The 14,009-nt window shown below is 29.0% G+C and carries 16 protein-coding genes; 4 read left to right on the top strand and 12 right to left on the bottom strand.

Annotated elements, in window-relative coordinates; translation table 11 throughout:
• The first annotated feature begins 10 nt into the window (after window positions 1-10).
• Window positions 11-271, top strand: a complete 261-nt coding sequence (locus tag IEW75_RS05585; RefSeq protein WP_134247746.1) for an acyl-CoA-binding protein — start codon at window positions 11-13, stop codon at window positions 269-271.
• A complete protein-coding gene (locus IEW75_RS05580) occupies window positions 271-888 on the top strand; it encodes a YceI family protein (RefSeq protein ID WP_134247745.1) in 618 nt (205 codons plus the stop codon). The genes IEW75_RS05585 and IEW75_RS05580 overlap by 1 nt, the downstream gene beginning before the upstream one ends.
• Before the next feature lie 129 nt (window positions 889-1,017).
• Here IEW75_RS05580 and IEW75_RS05575 read toward each other — a convergent pair whose 3' ends face one another.
• On the bottom strand, window positions 1,018-2,289 hold the full coding sequence (locus IEW75_RS05575) for a DUF2130 domain-containing protein (protein ID WP_134247744.1): 1,272 nt from the start codon (window positions 2,287-2,289) through the stop codon (window positions 1,018-1,020).
• A gap of 27 nt (window positions 2,290-2,316) precedes the next feature.
• A complete protein-coding gene (locus IEW75_RS05570; RefSeq protein ID WP_134247743.1) occupies window positions 2,317-2,898 on the bottom strand; it encodes a DUF502 domain-containing protein in 582 nt (193 codons plus the stop codon).
• Window positions 2,899-3,305: 407 nt separating this feature from the next.
• On the opposite strand from IEW75_RS05570, the gene IEW75_RS05565 reads away from it, so the two are divergent.
• Entirely contained in the window at window positions 3,306-3,743 is a 438-nt protein-coding gene (locus IEW75_RS05565; protein ID WP_134247742.1) for an Hsp20/alpha crystallin family protein, read from the top strand.
• Between the two features lie 281 nt (window positions 3,744-4,024).
• Here IEW75_RS05565 and IEW75_RS05560 read toward each other — a convergent pair whose 3' ends face one another.
• A complete protein-coding gene (locus IEW75_RS05560) occupies window positions 4,025-4,678 on the bottom strand; it encodes a BON domain-containing protein (protein WP_134247741.1) in 654 nt (217 codons plus the stop codon).
• A 183-nt stretch (window positions 4,679-4,861) separates the two neighbouring features.
• Here IEW75_RS05560 and IEW75_RS05555 point away from each other — a divergent pair, with 183 nt between their 5' ends.
• Window positions 4,862-5,962 (top strand): alkene reductase, encoded by a 1,101-nt coding sequence (locus tag IEW75_RS05555; RefSeq protein WP_134247740.1) that lies wholly within the window; start codon window positions 4,862-4,864, stop codon window positions 5,960-5,962.
• Between the two features lie 104 nt (window positions 5,963-6,066).
• Here IEW75_RS05555 and IEW75_RS05550 read toward each other — a convergent pair whose 3' ends face one another.
• The 9 genes from IEW75_RS05550 to IEW75_RS05510 all read right to left on the bottom strand — a co-directional run bounded on the left by IEW75_RS05550 (window position 6,067) and on the right by IEW75_RS05510 (window position 14,004).
• On the bottom strand, window positions 6,067-6,855 hold the full coding sequence (locus tag IEW75_RS05550; protein WP_134247739.1) for a patatin-like phospholipase family protein: 789 nt from the start codon (window positions 6,853-6,855) through the stop codon (window positions 6,067-6,069).
• A gap of 92 nt (window positions 6,856-6,947) precedes the next feature.
• Window positions 6,948-7,793 (bottom strand): OmpA/MotB family protein, encoded by an 846-nt coding sequence (locus IEW75_RS05545; protein WP_134247738.1) that lies wholly within the window; start codon window positions 7,791-7,793, stop codon window positions 6,948-6,950.
• A 126-nt stretch (window positions 7,794-7,919) separates the two neighbouring features.
• On the bottom strand, window positions 7,920-9,212 hold the full coding sequence (locus tag IEW75_RS05540; protein WP_134247737.1) for an MgtC/SapB family protein: 1,293 nt from the start codon (window positions 9,210-9,212) through the stop codon (window positions 7,920-7,922).
• 58 nt (window positions 9,213-9,270) lie between these two features.
• Window positions 9,271-9,657: a hypothetical protein gene (locus IEW75_RS05535; RefSeq protein WP_134247736.1), complete on the bottom strand. Its 387-nt coding sequence runs from the start codon at window positions 9,655-9,657 to the stop codon at window positions 9,271-9,273.
• 211 nt (window positions 9,658-9,868) lie between these two features.
• The gene (gene ftsH, locus IEW75_RS05530) at window positions 9,869-11,824 is read right to left on the bottom strand and encodes an ATP-dependent zinc metalloprotease FtsH (RefSeq protein ID WP_134247735.1); all 1,956 of its coding nucleotides are present in this window, start codon (window positions 11,822-11,824) and stop codon (window positions 9,869-9,871) included.
• Window positions 11,824-12,174, bottom strand: coding sequence for a carboxymuconolactone decarboxylase family protein (locus tag IEW75_RS05525; RefSeq protein ID WP_134247734.1), 351 nt, complete (start codon window positions 12,172-12,174; stop codon window positions 11,824-11,826). The genes ftsH and IEW75_RS05525 overlap by 1 nt, the downstream gene beginning before the upstream one ends.
• Window positions 12,175-12,185: 11 nt before the next feature.
• Window positions 12,186-12,551, bottom strand: a complete 366-nt coding sequence (locus IEW75_RS05520; RefSeq protein ID WP_134247733.1) for an arsenate reductase family protein — start codon at window positions 12,549-12,551, stop codon at window positions 12,186-12,188.
• A gap of 6 nt (window positions 12,552-12,557) precedes the next feature.
• The gene (locus IEW75_RS05515; protein ID WP_134247732.1) at window positions 12,558-12,770 is read right to left on the bottom strand and encodes a hypothetical protein; all 213 of its coding nucleotides are present in this window, start codon (window positions 12,768-12,770) and stop codon (window positions 12,558-12,560) included.
• A 16-nt stretch (window positions 12,771-12,786) separates the two neighbouring features.
• Window positions 12,787-14,004 (bottom strand): ABC transporter permease, encoded by a 1,218-nt coding sequence (locus tag IEW75_RS05510; protein ID WP_134247731.1) that lies wholly within the window; start codon window positions 14,002-14,004, stop codon window positions 12,787-12,789.
• Window positions 14,005-14,009: the final 5 nt, after the last annotated feature.

The following is a 14,009-nucleotide window of genomic DNA, read 5'->3' as shown; positions in this document are numbered from 1 at the left end:
AATAAGTAGTATGGAAAAAATTTTAAATAAGGAATTTGAAGCTGCATACCTTAAGGCATCAACTACAGACATTAAATTACCACCTGATATAATGCTTCAATTCTATGCATATTATAAACAAGCAACAAAAGGCAATAATTATGAAAACCCATCAGGTGATATTGAACTAAGAAATGCTTTTAAATTAAATGCTTGGTTTCAATTAAGTCATCTCTCAGAAAAAGAAGCTAAAAAAGAATATATTAAACTTGTAAATAAATACTTATTATAATGAAAAAAAATATTTTTAAAATCTTAATTCTTGTAACATTAACAGCAGTTGTTTCATGTAAAAACACTCAAAAAAAAGAAGTAAAAAACACCGAAGAAAAAGGGTATACTGTAGAACCTAAAACTACAACTGTAAATTGGATTGCTTATAAAACCAATGACAAAATACCTGTAAAAGGTCAATTTACGCAACTTAATATTGAAAACTCCTCTAAATCAAAAACGGCGTTAGAGGCACTCAACAATTTAAAATTTAGCATCCCTGTAAGTAGCTTATTTACAAATGACACAATTAGAGATTCTAAACTAAAAAAATTCTTTTTTGGTGCTTTAAAAAACACATCTTTAATTTCTGGAACCATACATATAAATAATGAAACATCTGGAACTGTTGATATTGTAATGAATGGTATTACACAAGCTTTACCAATTACATTTATAATGAGTGAACAAATGGTTTCTATTGAAGCTATAATGGATTTAGATAATTGGCAAGCGCAGACTGCAATTGAATCGTTAAATGAAGTTTGTAAAGAGTTACATACTGGTACTGATGGAGTTTCTAAAACTTGGAGCGAAGTAAAAATCGAAGTTGCTACTTATTTAAAATATGAATAAAAAAAGTAGTTCGATATTTTTGCAAACATAAAAATATATAACTTCTACAAATTAAAAACCTCAATTAATTGACTTTAGGTCAAAGATTGAGGTTTTATTCTTTAAAAAAAATAGGAATTAAAAAATTACTTACCCCAAAAAAGGTTGCTCATCATCCTCACTTCCAGGTAGTTCTAGTGCCTTTACAGATTGTATAGCATTACCAGCAATTCCTTTTATAGAACCATACATATCTATTGTATTTGTAACCACTTTTTCTATTTGTTTGTCGCGCTGTTTCCAAATGCGTTGCATAGAACGTTTTTCACTTTCTAGGTCAGATTTCATTTGGGTAAAACCTTCAACAATAGCTTCTATTTGCATTCTAAAAGTGTTACTGGTTAGAAAATCGTACAACATATCCATTTTATCGCCTTTATTTTCTTGGGTGCTTATGGCGTTATTAATTTTAATAATAGATTCTCGTAAAACAGTACAAAGACCTTTAAATTCCTCATAGTTACAAATCCAAATCCCCTCTCTTAGACCAAATCTATCCATATCAGATGGCATAACTTCTGTAACCAATACTCCAATATTTGCCCCTTTATCTCTAATATCTGCTTTAAATTTTTCTATCCAACTTGGTTGAAAATCTTTAGTTCGCTTACTTTCATAATAAATAGAACCACAATTTTGCTCGGTTCGTGTATGTACAATTTGAATACAATCTCCTCCTCTAGCTCCTTTCTTTATTTCCTCTATTGTGTCTAATGGAAATTTAGCCGCTAACCATTCTTCTATTGCTAATTCCTGCACTTCTCCTTGCATTTGCATAGAACCTTGGTCTTGCTTACGTTTCATTTCTTCGGTAAGTTTTTTTTGAGCTTCTAATTGCATTTGCAATTCTTTAAAACGCAATTCGTTTTTATCTGCTTCAGATTTTTTAATTTTCTCTCTTTCCGTTAATAAAGTTTCGCTCAGTTTTTTTTGAGCTTCAACTTCTGCAATCTCTTTTAACTCTGCTTTTTCACGTTTTAACTTTTCTATTTCGGCCTTGGTACGATTTAACTCCTTTATTTGCTCAGATTTTTCGTTCAATTCTTTTTGTAAAGCATTAAATTGTTCGGATTGTTCTTCTCTTAATTTTGATTTTAACCTTAATTCAATAACCTTTTTTTCCTCTTTTATTTGCGCCTCTAAACGACTTTTAAATAATTCATTTTCTTGCTTTTTCTTTTCCTCAAAAGCTTCTTTAGCTTTATTTAAGATTTCTAAATTTTTTTGATATTTTTGCTTTTCGGCCGCAATTCTCGATTGGTATTTTTGCTTAATTTCCTCTTCTAATTGGTGTGATAAGATATCTTGTACATCTATTGAGGTGCCACAATTTGGACATTTTATTTGAGTTTCCTTTTTCATTTGTATTTTGTATCTATTATCTTAAAATTATTTTTCTTCTTTATCCCACCCCGTTAAACCTGCTGAGACAATAAATTTCATAACCTGACTTGAGTTTACTTCTAAAGGTTTTATATTTTTTCTAGGAACTATAAATAACTCACCTGAAAAATTATACGAATGTGGAAAATACACAGCAACTTTATCTAATTCATTTAAAATTTCTAGATTTTCTTCGGTAATAAAACCTAATTTTTCTAAATCTGAAATGGTATTAACTTTTACTAATACAGGTTTACTGAATTTTTTTTCTTTGCCAACAAATGCCGAAAATAAATCGTTTAAAGCAGTGTAAACAAATTTTAACAATGGAATACTATCAATTATCTTTTTAAAAACAATTTTTAAGGGTTGTGCAATAATGGTTCTCCCTATAAAACCAACAACTATTAAAAATATCAGTAAAGATAAAACACCTAAGCCCGGGATTTTTACATCAAAAAAGTTAGCTATTAATTTTTGTGATAAACCATCCATAAACATAAAAACAGCATAAATAATATAAGCTGTTATTCCCAGAGGTGCGATATACAATATACCTTGAAGTAAATAATTAATTAATTTTTTCATAAATTATAAAATCTTAGACGCTATTAAATATTATATTTTTTAATAAGGACAAATGTATTTTTAAAAAATAAAGATACAAACTATTTTAGGTTGTCTAAAACCAAGTACCTTAATTTGTTTTTTAACATAAATAAAGATCAAACACCTTTATAAACCAGTTGCAAATAGAATATACTAATTTACAAAAAAACAACGTGTAAACCACTTATATTTTTAAAGGGCAATTCTTTTTATAAACAGTGATAAATTGATAATTATCAGTAATATAAATATTATTCTACAATTTCTTTTTTTAATTCTTACTAATATCAATGAAAAAAGACCTTCAATTGATTCACATCATTTTATACACTAGTTGATACCACTAAATTTGGGTAATTGAAAGTTTAACTTTAAAAAATAATACTATGTCACTAATTAATTTAAAAAAGAGAAATCCATGGAATAACCTAATCACTTCAGATTTTTTTGATACTGATGATTTTTTTAATGACCGTTTTTGGTTAAAAAGAGCTGGTGAACCAGCTTTAAATGTTAAAGAAAAACAAGATGAATTTGAAATTGAATTAGCAGCTCCTGGCTTTGACAAAAAAGATTTCAAAGTTTCTATTGATAATGGATGTCTAAATATTTCAGCTGAAAAAACCGAAAAAAAGGAAGAGAAGGACGAAAATTACACTAGAAGAGAGTTTAACTATAATTCTTTTGAAAGATCTTTAGAGTTACCGGATTCTATTGTAGATGAAAAAATAAAAGCAACTTACAAAAATGGTATTCTAAAATTTAACTTGGTAAAAAAAGAAGAAGCTAAAAAACACACACCAAAAATGATTGAGATTTCTTAATTCAACAAAAAATTAAAAATTGTTGGAAAAGATTGCACCATTTTAAATAGTATTAAAAACACTATTTGGAGTGGTGTTTATCTGTTGAGAAGTAACAGACTACTTAATTCTAAAAAGTTTTATTAAATTGATGCGTTATTATTATTTGACATAGAAACAATTAAGATAATTTAATAAAGAAAATATGTATATCTTTAATTTTGCTTCTGAAATTTCATACTACTCTAAAAAATATCTGAGTTTTAACACCCAGATATTTTTTTATTAATTTAAAATTACAACTAATGAATTATTTCTAACTCATTTTCTACATCATAAACTCCTGGAGCAAAGTATGCGGTTCTTCTTGCCTCTTCTTTTTCTGCATAAGAATGTACTTTACCTTTTAGCTTTACTTTATGTCCATCTACTTCAACTTTAATATTTTGTGCATCTAAATCTGCCAATCGTTCAAAAGCTTTGGAAATTTTATTTTTAATTTCAGAAGGTTCAATGGCTTGTTTTAAAGTAATATTGTTAACCACCTTTTTTACACCCAATAAATTTTCAACAGCTTTTTTAGCTGCATCTTTTTGATAAAACCATTGCAATTCTCCAGATAAATACACCCAACCATCTCGCACTTCAATTTCAACTTTGTCATCTGGAACAGAAGCATTCCAACTTAAGGCATTTACAACAGCTTTTGCAATTTCTTTATCTGTTTTTTTATAAGCATCGCCGTACTTAACTTCAATATCATCAGCAACTGCTTTAACACCAACTACATTTTTTACAGCTTTTTCAGCAGCCACTTTTTTAGCATAGGTATCTACAATACCAGTAAGTGTTACCACACCTTTTTCAACAATAACACCTATTTGTGTTTCGTCTACATTAGGTTGCCACATTAATTCATCAAGAACATCGTCTTTAATTTCACTATCAGTTTTCATAATAAAACATTTTTTAAATTAAACAATAAATTATTTTATATAAAACTATGTACTATTACTGCATCTTAAAATGATAATCCTCAAGATTTTGAAATAATTAAACGATAAAAATCATTAAGCTAAAATGATTTTTATCTAAACACATTTTTATTTAACTTTACAATAGTTAAAAGTTTAAAGAAGATGTCTAAAATTCAACCACTACTTACTAGTTATAAAATGGGAAATTTACTCCTAAAAAACAGACTGGTAATTGCACCTATGACTCGTTCCAGGGCTAATAATAAAGAAAATGCTCCAACCAAATTACATGTAAAATATTACAAACAGCGCGCAAGTGCAGGGCTTATAATTTCTGAAGGTTCTCAAATTTCTAAGCGTGCTGTAGGTTATGTAAATACACCTGGGATTTATTCTGAAGCTCAAATTAAAGGATGGAAGGCTGTTACAGATGCCGTGCATACAGAAGGTGGTAAAATATTTATTCAATTATGGCATGTTGGTAGAGTTTCGCATCCAGATTTTCATAACGGTGAATTACCTTTAGCACCAAGTGCTTTAAATCCAAACTCTAAAAGTTTCACTCCAAATGGTTTTAAAGATACTGTTACTCCCAAGGAAATGACTTTAGAAGACATTAAAAGTACTATTGAAGATTTTAAACAAGCGGCAATTAATACAAAAAAAGCTGGGTTTGATGGGTTAGAAATTCATTCTTCAAACGGATATTTATTTCATCAATTTTTTAATAATAGTTCAAACAAAAGAACTGATAATTATGGTGGAAGTATTGAAAATCGTGCTCGTTTTTTCTTTGAAGTTTTAGATGAAATTAGTGAAGTTTTTCCTCAAAACCGCATTGGTGTTCGTTTTAATCCGTCGATGCATAATTCACATGGAATTGATGTTGACCAAGAAACAATTCCATTATTTGAATATGTATTAAAAACACTAAATACTTATAATTTAGCCTATGTACATTTATCTGAACCTTTTACAGATGTTTCCGAAGTAAAATATGCCGTTAAAAATATTGCAAAACATTTTAGACCTTTATACAACGGAACTCTTATTATAAATAGTAAATTTGATCAAGAAAAAGGAAATAAAATTATTGAAGATAATTTAGCAGATTTAGTAGCTTATGGCAAATTATTTATTTCTAATCCTGATTTAGCGGAACGATTTGAAAAAAATGCTCCGTTAGCAGATTGGGATGCTGCTACTTTTTATTCAGATACAGGCGAAAAAGGATTAACCGATTATCCTAAATATGCGAACTAAAAAATAGCAACATAAACTATTTAAAATACTCAAGATTTTTACCTATAATTATTTAAAAAATCCTTTTGTTAATTATCCATATTTTTAAGAACTTACTATTCATTCTACTGAAGTTCAAAATTCGATTTTAGAAATCGAATTCCTTGTTCGCTTTCTAAAACTTTAATTGTTGATTCATATCCTAATTTAAATATTTCTTCAAAATTAGTCATATAAAAAGTACTATAATTATTTAAATCTTTTGGTGAAATAATTAAATTACAAGCTTTGAACTTTTTAATTGAATCATGAGCGCTTTTAATTTTTAAAGCACGTTCTATAACATTATAAGAGTGTTTTAAAGTATTACCATTAATAGTATTGTAAGAGTTTACATAAACCCCAATTATTTTATTACAATATGATGAGATTAAGTCTACTGGAAAATTGTTTAAAACACCACCATCTATATAATATTCTTCATTAATTTTAACGGGTGTAAACACTCCAGGAAATGCTGCCGATGCTAAAATTGGTTTTATTAATTCTCCTTTACTAAAGACCTTTAATTGTCCGCTTAATAAATTTGTTGCAGTAACAAAAAGTTTTTTATTTAGATTATCAAAATTATCTGTTGGAAAATAAGATTTAAAATCATTATAAAATTTTTCAGTATCTATAAAACCTGGTTTATTAATTGCATATTTACTTAAAGAAAATATTTGGACATTATTAAAGAACTGCATCATTTTATTACAACTGTATCCACTTGCATATAGAGCACCCACAATTGCACCTGCACTTGTACCAGCAATATAATTGGGTTTAATACTATTTTCTTCTAAGGCCTGTATTGCTCCAATGTGCGCTATTCCTCTAACTCCACCTCCGGAAAGTACTAAACCTATGTTCATTTTTAATTCTATTATACCTAATTAAATTATAAAATTTATGTTAACATAACTTCAATTTTAAATTGAAGAAGCGGTAAAACGTACCAATCTTTTTAAGTTTTTGAAGTTTCTAATAAATTAAAGAACTGATCTAGTTTTGGTAAAATAATTATTTCAGTTCTTCTGTTTTTTGCACGACCTTCTTTTGTTTCATTAGTATCTTTTGGAATGTATTTTGAGCGACCCCCGGCGGTCATTCTTTCAGGTTGAACACTAAATTCTTTTTGCATTAAACGCACAATTGAAGTAGCTCTTTTTACACTTAAATCCCAATTATCTAAAATACAATCAGTATAAATTGGCACATTGTCTGTATGTCCTTCAACCAAAATATCCAATGTTTTATGGTCGTTCATAATTTTTGCTATTTTACCAATTACTTCTTTTGCTTTTGGACTTAAATTATAACTTCCAGATTTAAATAACATTTTATCTGAAATAGACACATACACCGCACCTTTTTTAACTTCAATATTAATATCTTCATCTTCAAAATTATCTAAAGATCTTTTTAAATTCATTACTAACACTAAGTTTAAAGAATCCTTTCTTTGTATAGAAGTTGTTAAATCCATAATATATTTATTTTGTTGATTTAATGCTTCCAAAGATTTTTTAATACTTTCTGCTCCAGATTTACTAACAATAGATAAATCTGAAAGGCGTTCTAACAAATTAGTATTGGTACTTTTAAAATAGTCTAATTGGTTTTCTAATTTTGCTACTTTACTTTGTTCGTTTAATAAATTAGCGTCTAAAATTAGTTGTTCATTTTCACAGGTTGCTAAATCATTTTCAAATCGTTCTTTTTGATTCTGCAAATCGGTGTATTTTTTTTGGCTTACACAAGAAGTTAATGCTATCAAAAAGAATATGATTATAATTTTTAAAATTTTCATTTTACTTTTTTTTAAATTAATGTTTATTAATACAAAGTGAACACTTTTATTAGTGTAAAAAAATGATTGTAATCATTTAGTAAACTGATTTATATTACTTTAAAATATATAAGACTCTTAGCTATCCTAATTCAAAATAATGAAACCCATAATTCCTGCAATAAAAATAAAGCTATAACCTATTAGTACGTATTTTTTTAAGGCTTTACTACCAGTCCAAATGGCAATTCCAATTTTAACTAAAGTATTTGCAAGTGTTGCCAATAAAATAGCATTTTGAGCAGTTAAAAAATTAATTGTTGAACCACCTAATTTTGATACAGAAATTGCAATGGCATCAATATCTGATAGGGCACTTATGGCACTTGAAATATAAATCCCTTTTGCTCCATAAGCAGTACTTGCATAACTTACTAATAGTAATATTCCAATGTAAAAAATTCCAAAAAAAGCAGCATTTTTAATATTTAAAGGATCTCCTAATTGCATTTTTTCTTTAAAATGAGGTTTTGTAGGTTGTTTTTTATAGAAAAAAAAAGTAACTCCTAAAGCTGTACAAAAAACAATTGATAAAGGAATTAGAAGACCGTTTAACATTTCATAATTAAATATATATACCCATAAAAATATTCTAATAACCATAATGGTTGCTGCAGCAAAAATCCCAACAGCGTAATTTTGAGAAAGCGTTGGGGTTTCACTACTTTTTTTTGAAAACGTAAAGGTTACAACAGTACTAGACACCAAGCCGCCTAAAATACTGGTTAATAATATTCCTTTATCAGTTCCCAAAAACTTCATTAAAACATAACCAATAAAACCAAAACCAGATGTTAAAACAATAACCCAACCTACTTCTCTTGGGTTAATTACATTATAGGGACCAAAATAGTTGTTAGGTAAAAACGGTAAAATTAATAAAGCTATAATTACAAAACGCACAAAAGCATATAACTCCTTTTGCGTTATTTGTCCAATAATTGTTCTTAATTTTACTTTAAGTGATAATAAAACAACAATTACAACAGTAAGTGCTAAACTTGCATTTATAGCGCCTATTAATGTTAAAGCACCTAATAAAAAAGTTAGAATTGTTGCAAATTCGGTAGTTCCTCCAATGCTACCTTGGTGAGCGCTTACCCAGAAAGAAATTGCTACAATACAAACAACACTTAAAAAACCAGCAATAAAAAACCAGTACGTAAATGTAAGACTTAAAAAGGCAGCTAAAAAACCTAATAACGCTACTAACGTAAAAGTACGTACACCTGCAAAAACCTCTTCCTTTTCAGAGAATTGAGAAAATTCACGCTCTAAACCTAATACAAAACCAATTCCAACTGTAACCAAAATTCTTATAAGAAACTCTAGTTGTGTTAATTGAAAATCCTGTAATTGAACTAAAAAACTATCTTCCATTAAATTTAATTAGTAATTAATACTGGTTAAAAAATGTAGTAGCCTGAATATTTAAAACCTACATATATTTGGTTAAAAATTTAAAAAATTCCTTTTTTAAGTCTCTATAAATATGACGTTGTACTTCCATTCTGTTTCTAAACTCAATGTGTTTTTTAACCAGAGTGGTATCTAACAAGTCTTTTCCATTTTTACTGGCCGCAGCTATACTTATTTCATGAATATGTATATCATCTTGAAGTGTATTTATAACGTCATCTTGTAGTATAAATTGATTTTGATAATGCTCCAATTGAACAAGCATTTCTTTTTTTGTCCATCTTTTAACAAGTTCTTCTAATCTATTTTGAAATGATTTTAACTCATCTTCCCAAAAGAAAAGTTCGCGTCTCCATTGATTGTGCTCAAAATGTAAATCTGAATTAAAAATAAGTTCGTTTTTCATAATACTGGCTTTTAAGTTATAAATTTTAGAATTTAACTTTATGAAATACAAAATTTCACAAAGTATTTAACAATTAAACTAAGTATTAAGGCTATAAAAAATGTTATTCTTTTATTGCATTTTATGTTTAATTATTGTTAAAGTTCTTTATTTATAAAAACAATTAAAATGATGCGTATCAGTTTTAAAAAAGATTTGAATTCTTTTAAAATTAATCTTTTAAATTAGCTGGAATTCCTTTAGTTCGTTTTCCTAATATAGTTTCAAGATCTTCCAAATAAACCACTTCCTTTTTCAATAATAATTTTGCTAAAGTTTCCAATTCATGCTTATGTTTTACTAATAAATTTTTAGTTTTATTGTAAGCAGTTCCTATCAAGTCTTTTACTTCTCTATCTATTAACATTGCCATATTTTCACTATAAGGTTTTCCCAAAAAGCGTTCATTTTCACCGGTTGAATCATAAAAACTCATAGGACCAATCTCATCGTCCAAACCATAAAAAGCAACCATATTATAGGCTTGTTTTGTTACTTTCTCTAAATCGTCTAAAGCCCCAGATGAAACTTCATTAAAAATTATTTCTTCTGCTGCTCTCCCTCCTAACGATGCGCATAATTGATCTAAAAATTGAGCTTTTGTTATAATTTGATGCTCTTCTGGCAAATACCAAGTAGCACCTAGCGATTTTCCTCTTGGTATAATAGATACTTTTACTAAAGAGTCAACATGTTCCAAATACCAACTCGCCAAAGCATGACCAGCTTCATGATATGCTATTATTTTCTTTTCTTTCGGGGAAATAATTTTACTTTTACGCTCTAAGCCTCCTATAACACGGTCTCTGGCTTCCATAAAATCACTCTGTTTTATAAGTTGTTTTTTATGACGCGCAGCAATGAGTGCTGCCTCATTGCAAATATTGGCAATATCTGCTCCCGAAAAGCCTGGACTTAATGCTGCTAAAGAATTTATATCAATATCTTTTGCAAGTTTTAACTGACGAATATGTACTTTAAAAATTTCCTCACGCTCTGTTTTATTAGGTAATTCTAAATAAATATGCCGATCAAATCTTCCTGGGCGTAAAAGTGCTTTATCTAAAACATCTGGTCTATTGGTAGCAGCAATAACGATTACACCAGTATTTGGCCCAAATCCATCAAGCTCCGTAAGTAGCTGGTTTAAAGTACTTTCACGCTCATCATTTGCCTGAAAAGCATTCACTTTCCCTCGAGATCTGCCAACAGCATCAATTTCATCAATAAAAATTATACTTGGTGCTTTACTTTTTGCTTGCTTAAATAAATCGCGCACTCTAGAAGCTCCAACACCAACAAACATTTCAACAAATTCAGAACCCGACATTGAGAAAAAAGGCACTTTTGCTTCCCCCGCCACAGCTTTAGCTATAAGTGTTTTTCCTGTTCCTGGCGGCCCTACAAGCATAACACCCTTAGGTATTTTTGCTCCTAATTTGGTATAGATTTCTGGGTTTTTAAGAAAGTCAACCACTTCCATAACTTCAACTTTAGCTTCTTTTAAACCCGCTACATCTTTAAAAGTTACAGCGCTTTTACCTTCTGTTTCAAGAATCCTAGCATTGGTTTTACTAAAATTAAAAAGCGAACTACCAGCACCACTAGCACCCCCAATTCTTCGAAAAATAAATAACCAAAAGATAATAATTATGGCAAAAGGTAAAATCCAAAATAGTGTATCTATCAAATTTGTTCTGTTTTGATAAAAAACATCAATTTTGTCTTCTAAAGAAAACCCCTCTTGTGCCTTTTCTAATTTAGTTTCAAAACTTTCTACCGATCCAATGGTAATGGTATAATGCGGTCCTATTTTAGAGGTAAACAACTCATTAGCTAATACTTGGTACTTGGGGTCTTGTAATTTTTCTTGTTTGATATAAATTTCGGCAACTTCTTTATTCACAACCACAATTTTAGCAACATCATGCTGACTTAACATCGTGTTTTCAAACTTTAACCAACTTATTTCATTTGTTCTAACTAATGGACTTATTAAAATTAATAAAACCATTGATACCAGAAAAAAAACATAAATCCAATAAGGTTTAATACCAATAAGAGATTTTTTCGGATTTTCATTTTCCGATAAATTTTTATTTTCACTATTTTTAAAATTGCTACTCATTATTGTTCTAAAACCATAAATTGGTTTAATGCTTCTAACGCTTCACAGCCATATAATAATGAAGATTCACCTCCCATAAAAATTGCTACTTCAATGGTTTCTAAAATTTCCGAAGTTTTCACCCCAGCAATAAGTGCATCATTTACATGAAGTGCAATACAACTCGTACTTCCAATTGAAATAGCTATTCCTAAAGCAATAAGTTCTTTTGTTTTTAAAGTTAATGTACCATCTTTTAAACTTATTTGTTTAAGGTTTTGAAACTTGCTAACGGCTGTTGGAATAGACCCTTCTAATTCATCTAATCCGCGTTTCAAATCGCTATAATATTTACAGTAATCCCTAATCATTTTTTCTAATTTTAAATTTTTATAATATCCGTAGGTATTTCAACTAAAATTGTTTTATCACCTCTTAAAGCAATGGGTTGTTTCATAATTTCTGGGTTGTTCCTAATCATTTTTATCCAATCTTCTGAAGATAAATTATGATGTTCAAATTTTGAAGCATAAGTTGGATGTTCTTGATTTACCAAATCTTTAATTTCTATTTTTAACCTATCTGCTAATTCTGCAATTTGGGTTCCAGTTAATGGCGTTTTTAAAATATCAATTTCTTGAATGGGTAAACCTTCCGATTTTGCATATCCCAATGCTTGCTTTGCTCTTATAGATTCTGAGTTGTAAAACAAGGTTATTTGTCGTTCTGATGTAGCTATTCCTCCCATGATATTTTATTTTAAACTATGAGTTTCTTTATGATGTGCCAATAATAGTTTTAAACTTTCCAAATAATCTTGCATCACTTTTTTATTGATTTCAAGGTTGTTTTCTGAAGGAATTGCAAGTGGATTCTCCTCTAAAAACTGATACAATTCTGGATAGTTTTTTTTAATTTCAAAAGTTAATTCTGTTATTTCTTTTAGTACTTTTTGTAGATTTCTCATAAGATTTAATTTTTTTCTATTCATATCTTAATGCATCTATTGGATTTAATTTAGCTGCTTTTTTGGCTGGAAAATACCCAAAAGCAATTCCAACAAAAGCTGCAAACCCAAAACCAATTAATATTGAATAAAGCATTGTTGGAATGTAAAAATTTGTAACCTTATAAATTATCTGATTTCCAATAACCCCAAGTAAAACGCCTAGTGTTCCTCCAGCCAAACTCAATGTAACCGCTTCTATTAAAAACTGAGTTAAAATATCACTTTCTCTAGCTCCAATTGCCAAACGTGTTCCAATTTCACGTGTTCGTTCCGTTACGGATACCAGCATTATATTCATAATTCCAATACCTCCAACCAACAACGAAATACTTGCAATTGCACCTAAAAGAATGGTTAAAATACCTGTAATATTTCCAGTAATTTCTTGCAATTCAATTTGAGTAGTAATTTCAAAATCATTTTCATCTCCTTCTAAAATCCGATGAGATTCTCTAAGTAATTCTGTAGCTTCAATTTTGGCGTCAACAATATGATCTTCACTAATTGCACTTGCCATTATAATATCATAACCTCTTCTATGACCGTGCAATCGATTTTGAATTGTTGTATAAGGAGCTAAAATAATATCGTCTTGATCTTGTCCCATTGCTCCTTTTCCTTCCTCTTTTAAGAATCCAACCACTGTAAATGGAATTTTATCTAGTCTAATTTGCCTACCAATTGGATCTAAATCTAAAAACAATTCATCTTTAATAGTTTTACCTATTACACATACTTTTCCGGCATTTTTCACATCCTCTTCTTTAAAGTATTCACCAGTTAACAAATCTCTACTTAAAATATCAAAATATTGATCGGACACACCATAAATTGCAACAGATTTATACCCTTTTGGGCCAATAGCTTGAGCCACTGATACAACTAAGGGAGATAGTTTTGAAATCCAAACTGAGTTCTTTTGTAACATCTCAAAATCTTTTTTATTTATTGGTCTTCCCATTCTAACATTTGCTCCTGCCCTATGTTCATGCTTGGTATAAATCATTAATAAATTAGTTCCCAAACCAGCTATTTCATCCTGTACCTGTTTGGTTGCTCCTTCACCAGCTGAAATTGTCATAATAACCGCGGCAACACCTATAATTATTCCAAGCATAGTTAATAAACTGCGTGTTTTATTTTTAAAAATCGCTTGAAAGGCTACTTTAAATGTTTTAAATAATTGTTTCATTTTAA

The organism is Lutibacter litoralis (genome assembly GCF_014646675.1).
Classification (GTDB): domain Bacteria; phylum Bacteroidota; class Bacteroidia; order Flavobacteriales; family Flavobacteriaceae; genus Lutibacter; species Lutibacter litoralis.
Note: the sequence above shows the minus strand (reverse complement) of the source record. Positions and strands in the feature narration are given on the sequence as shown.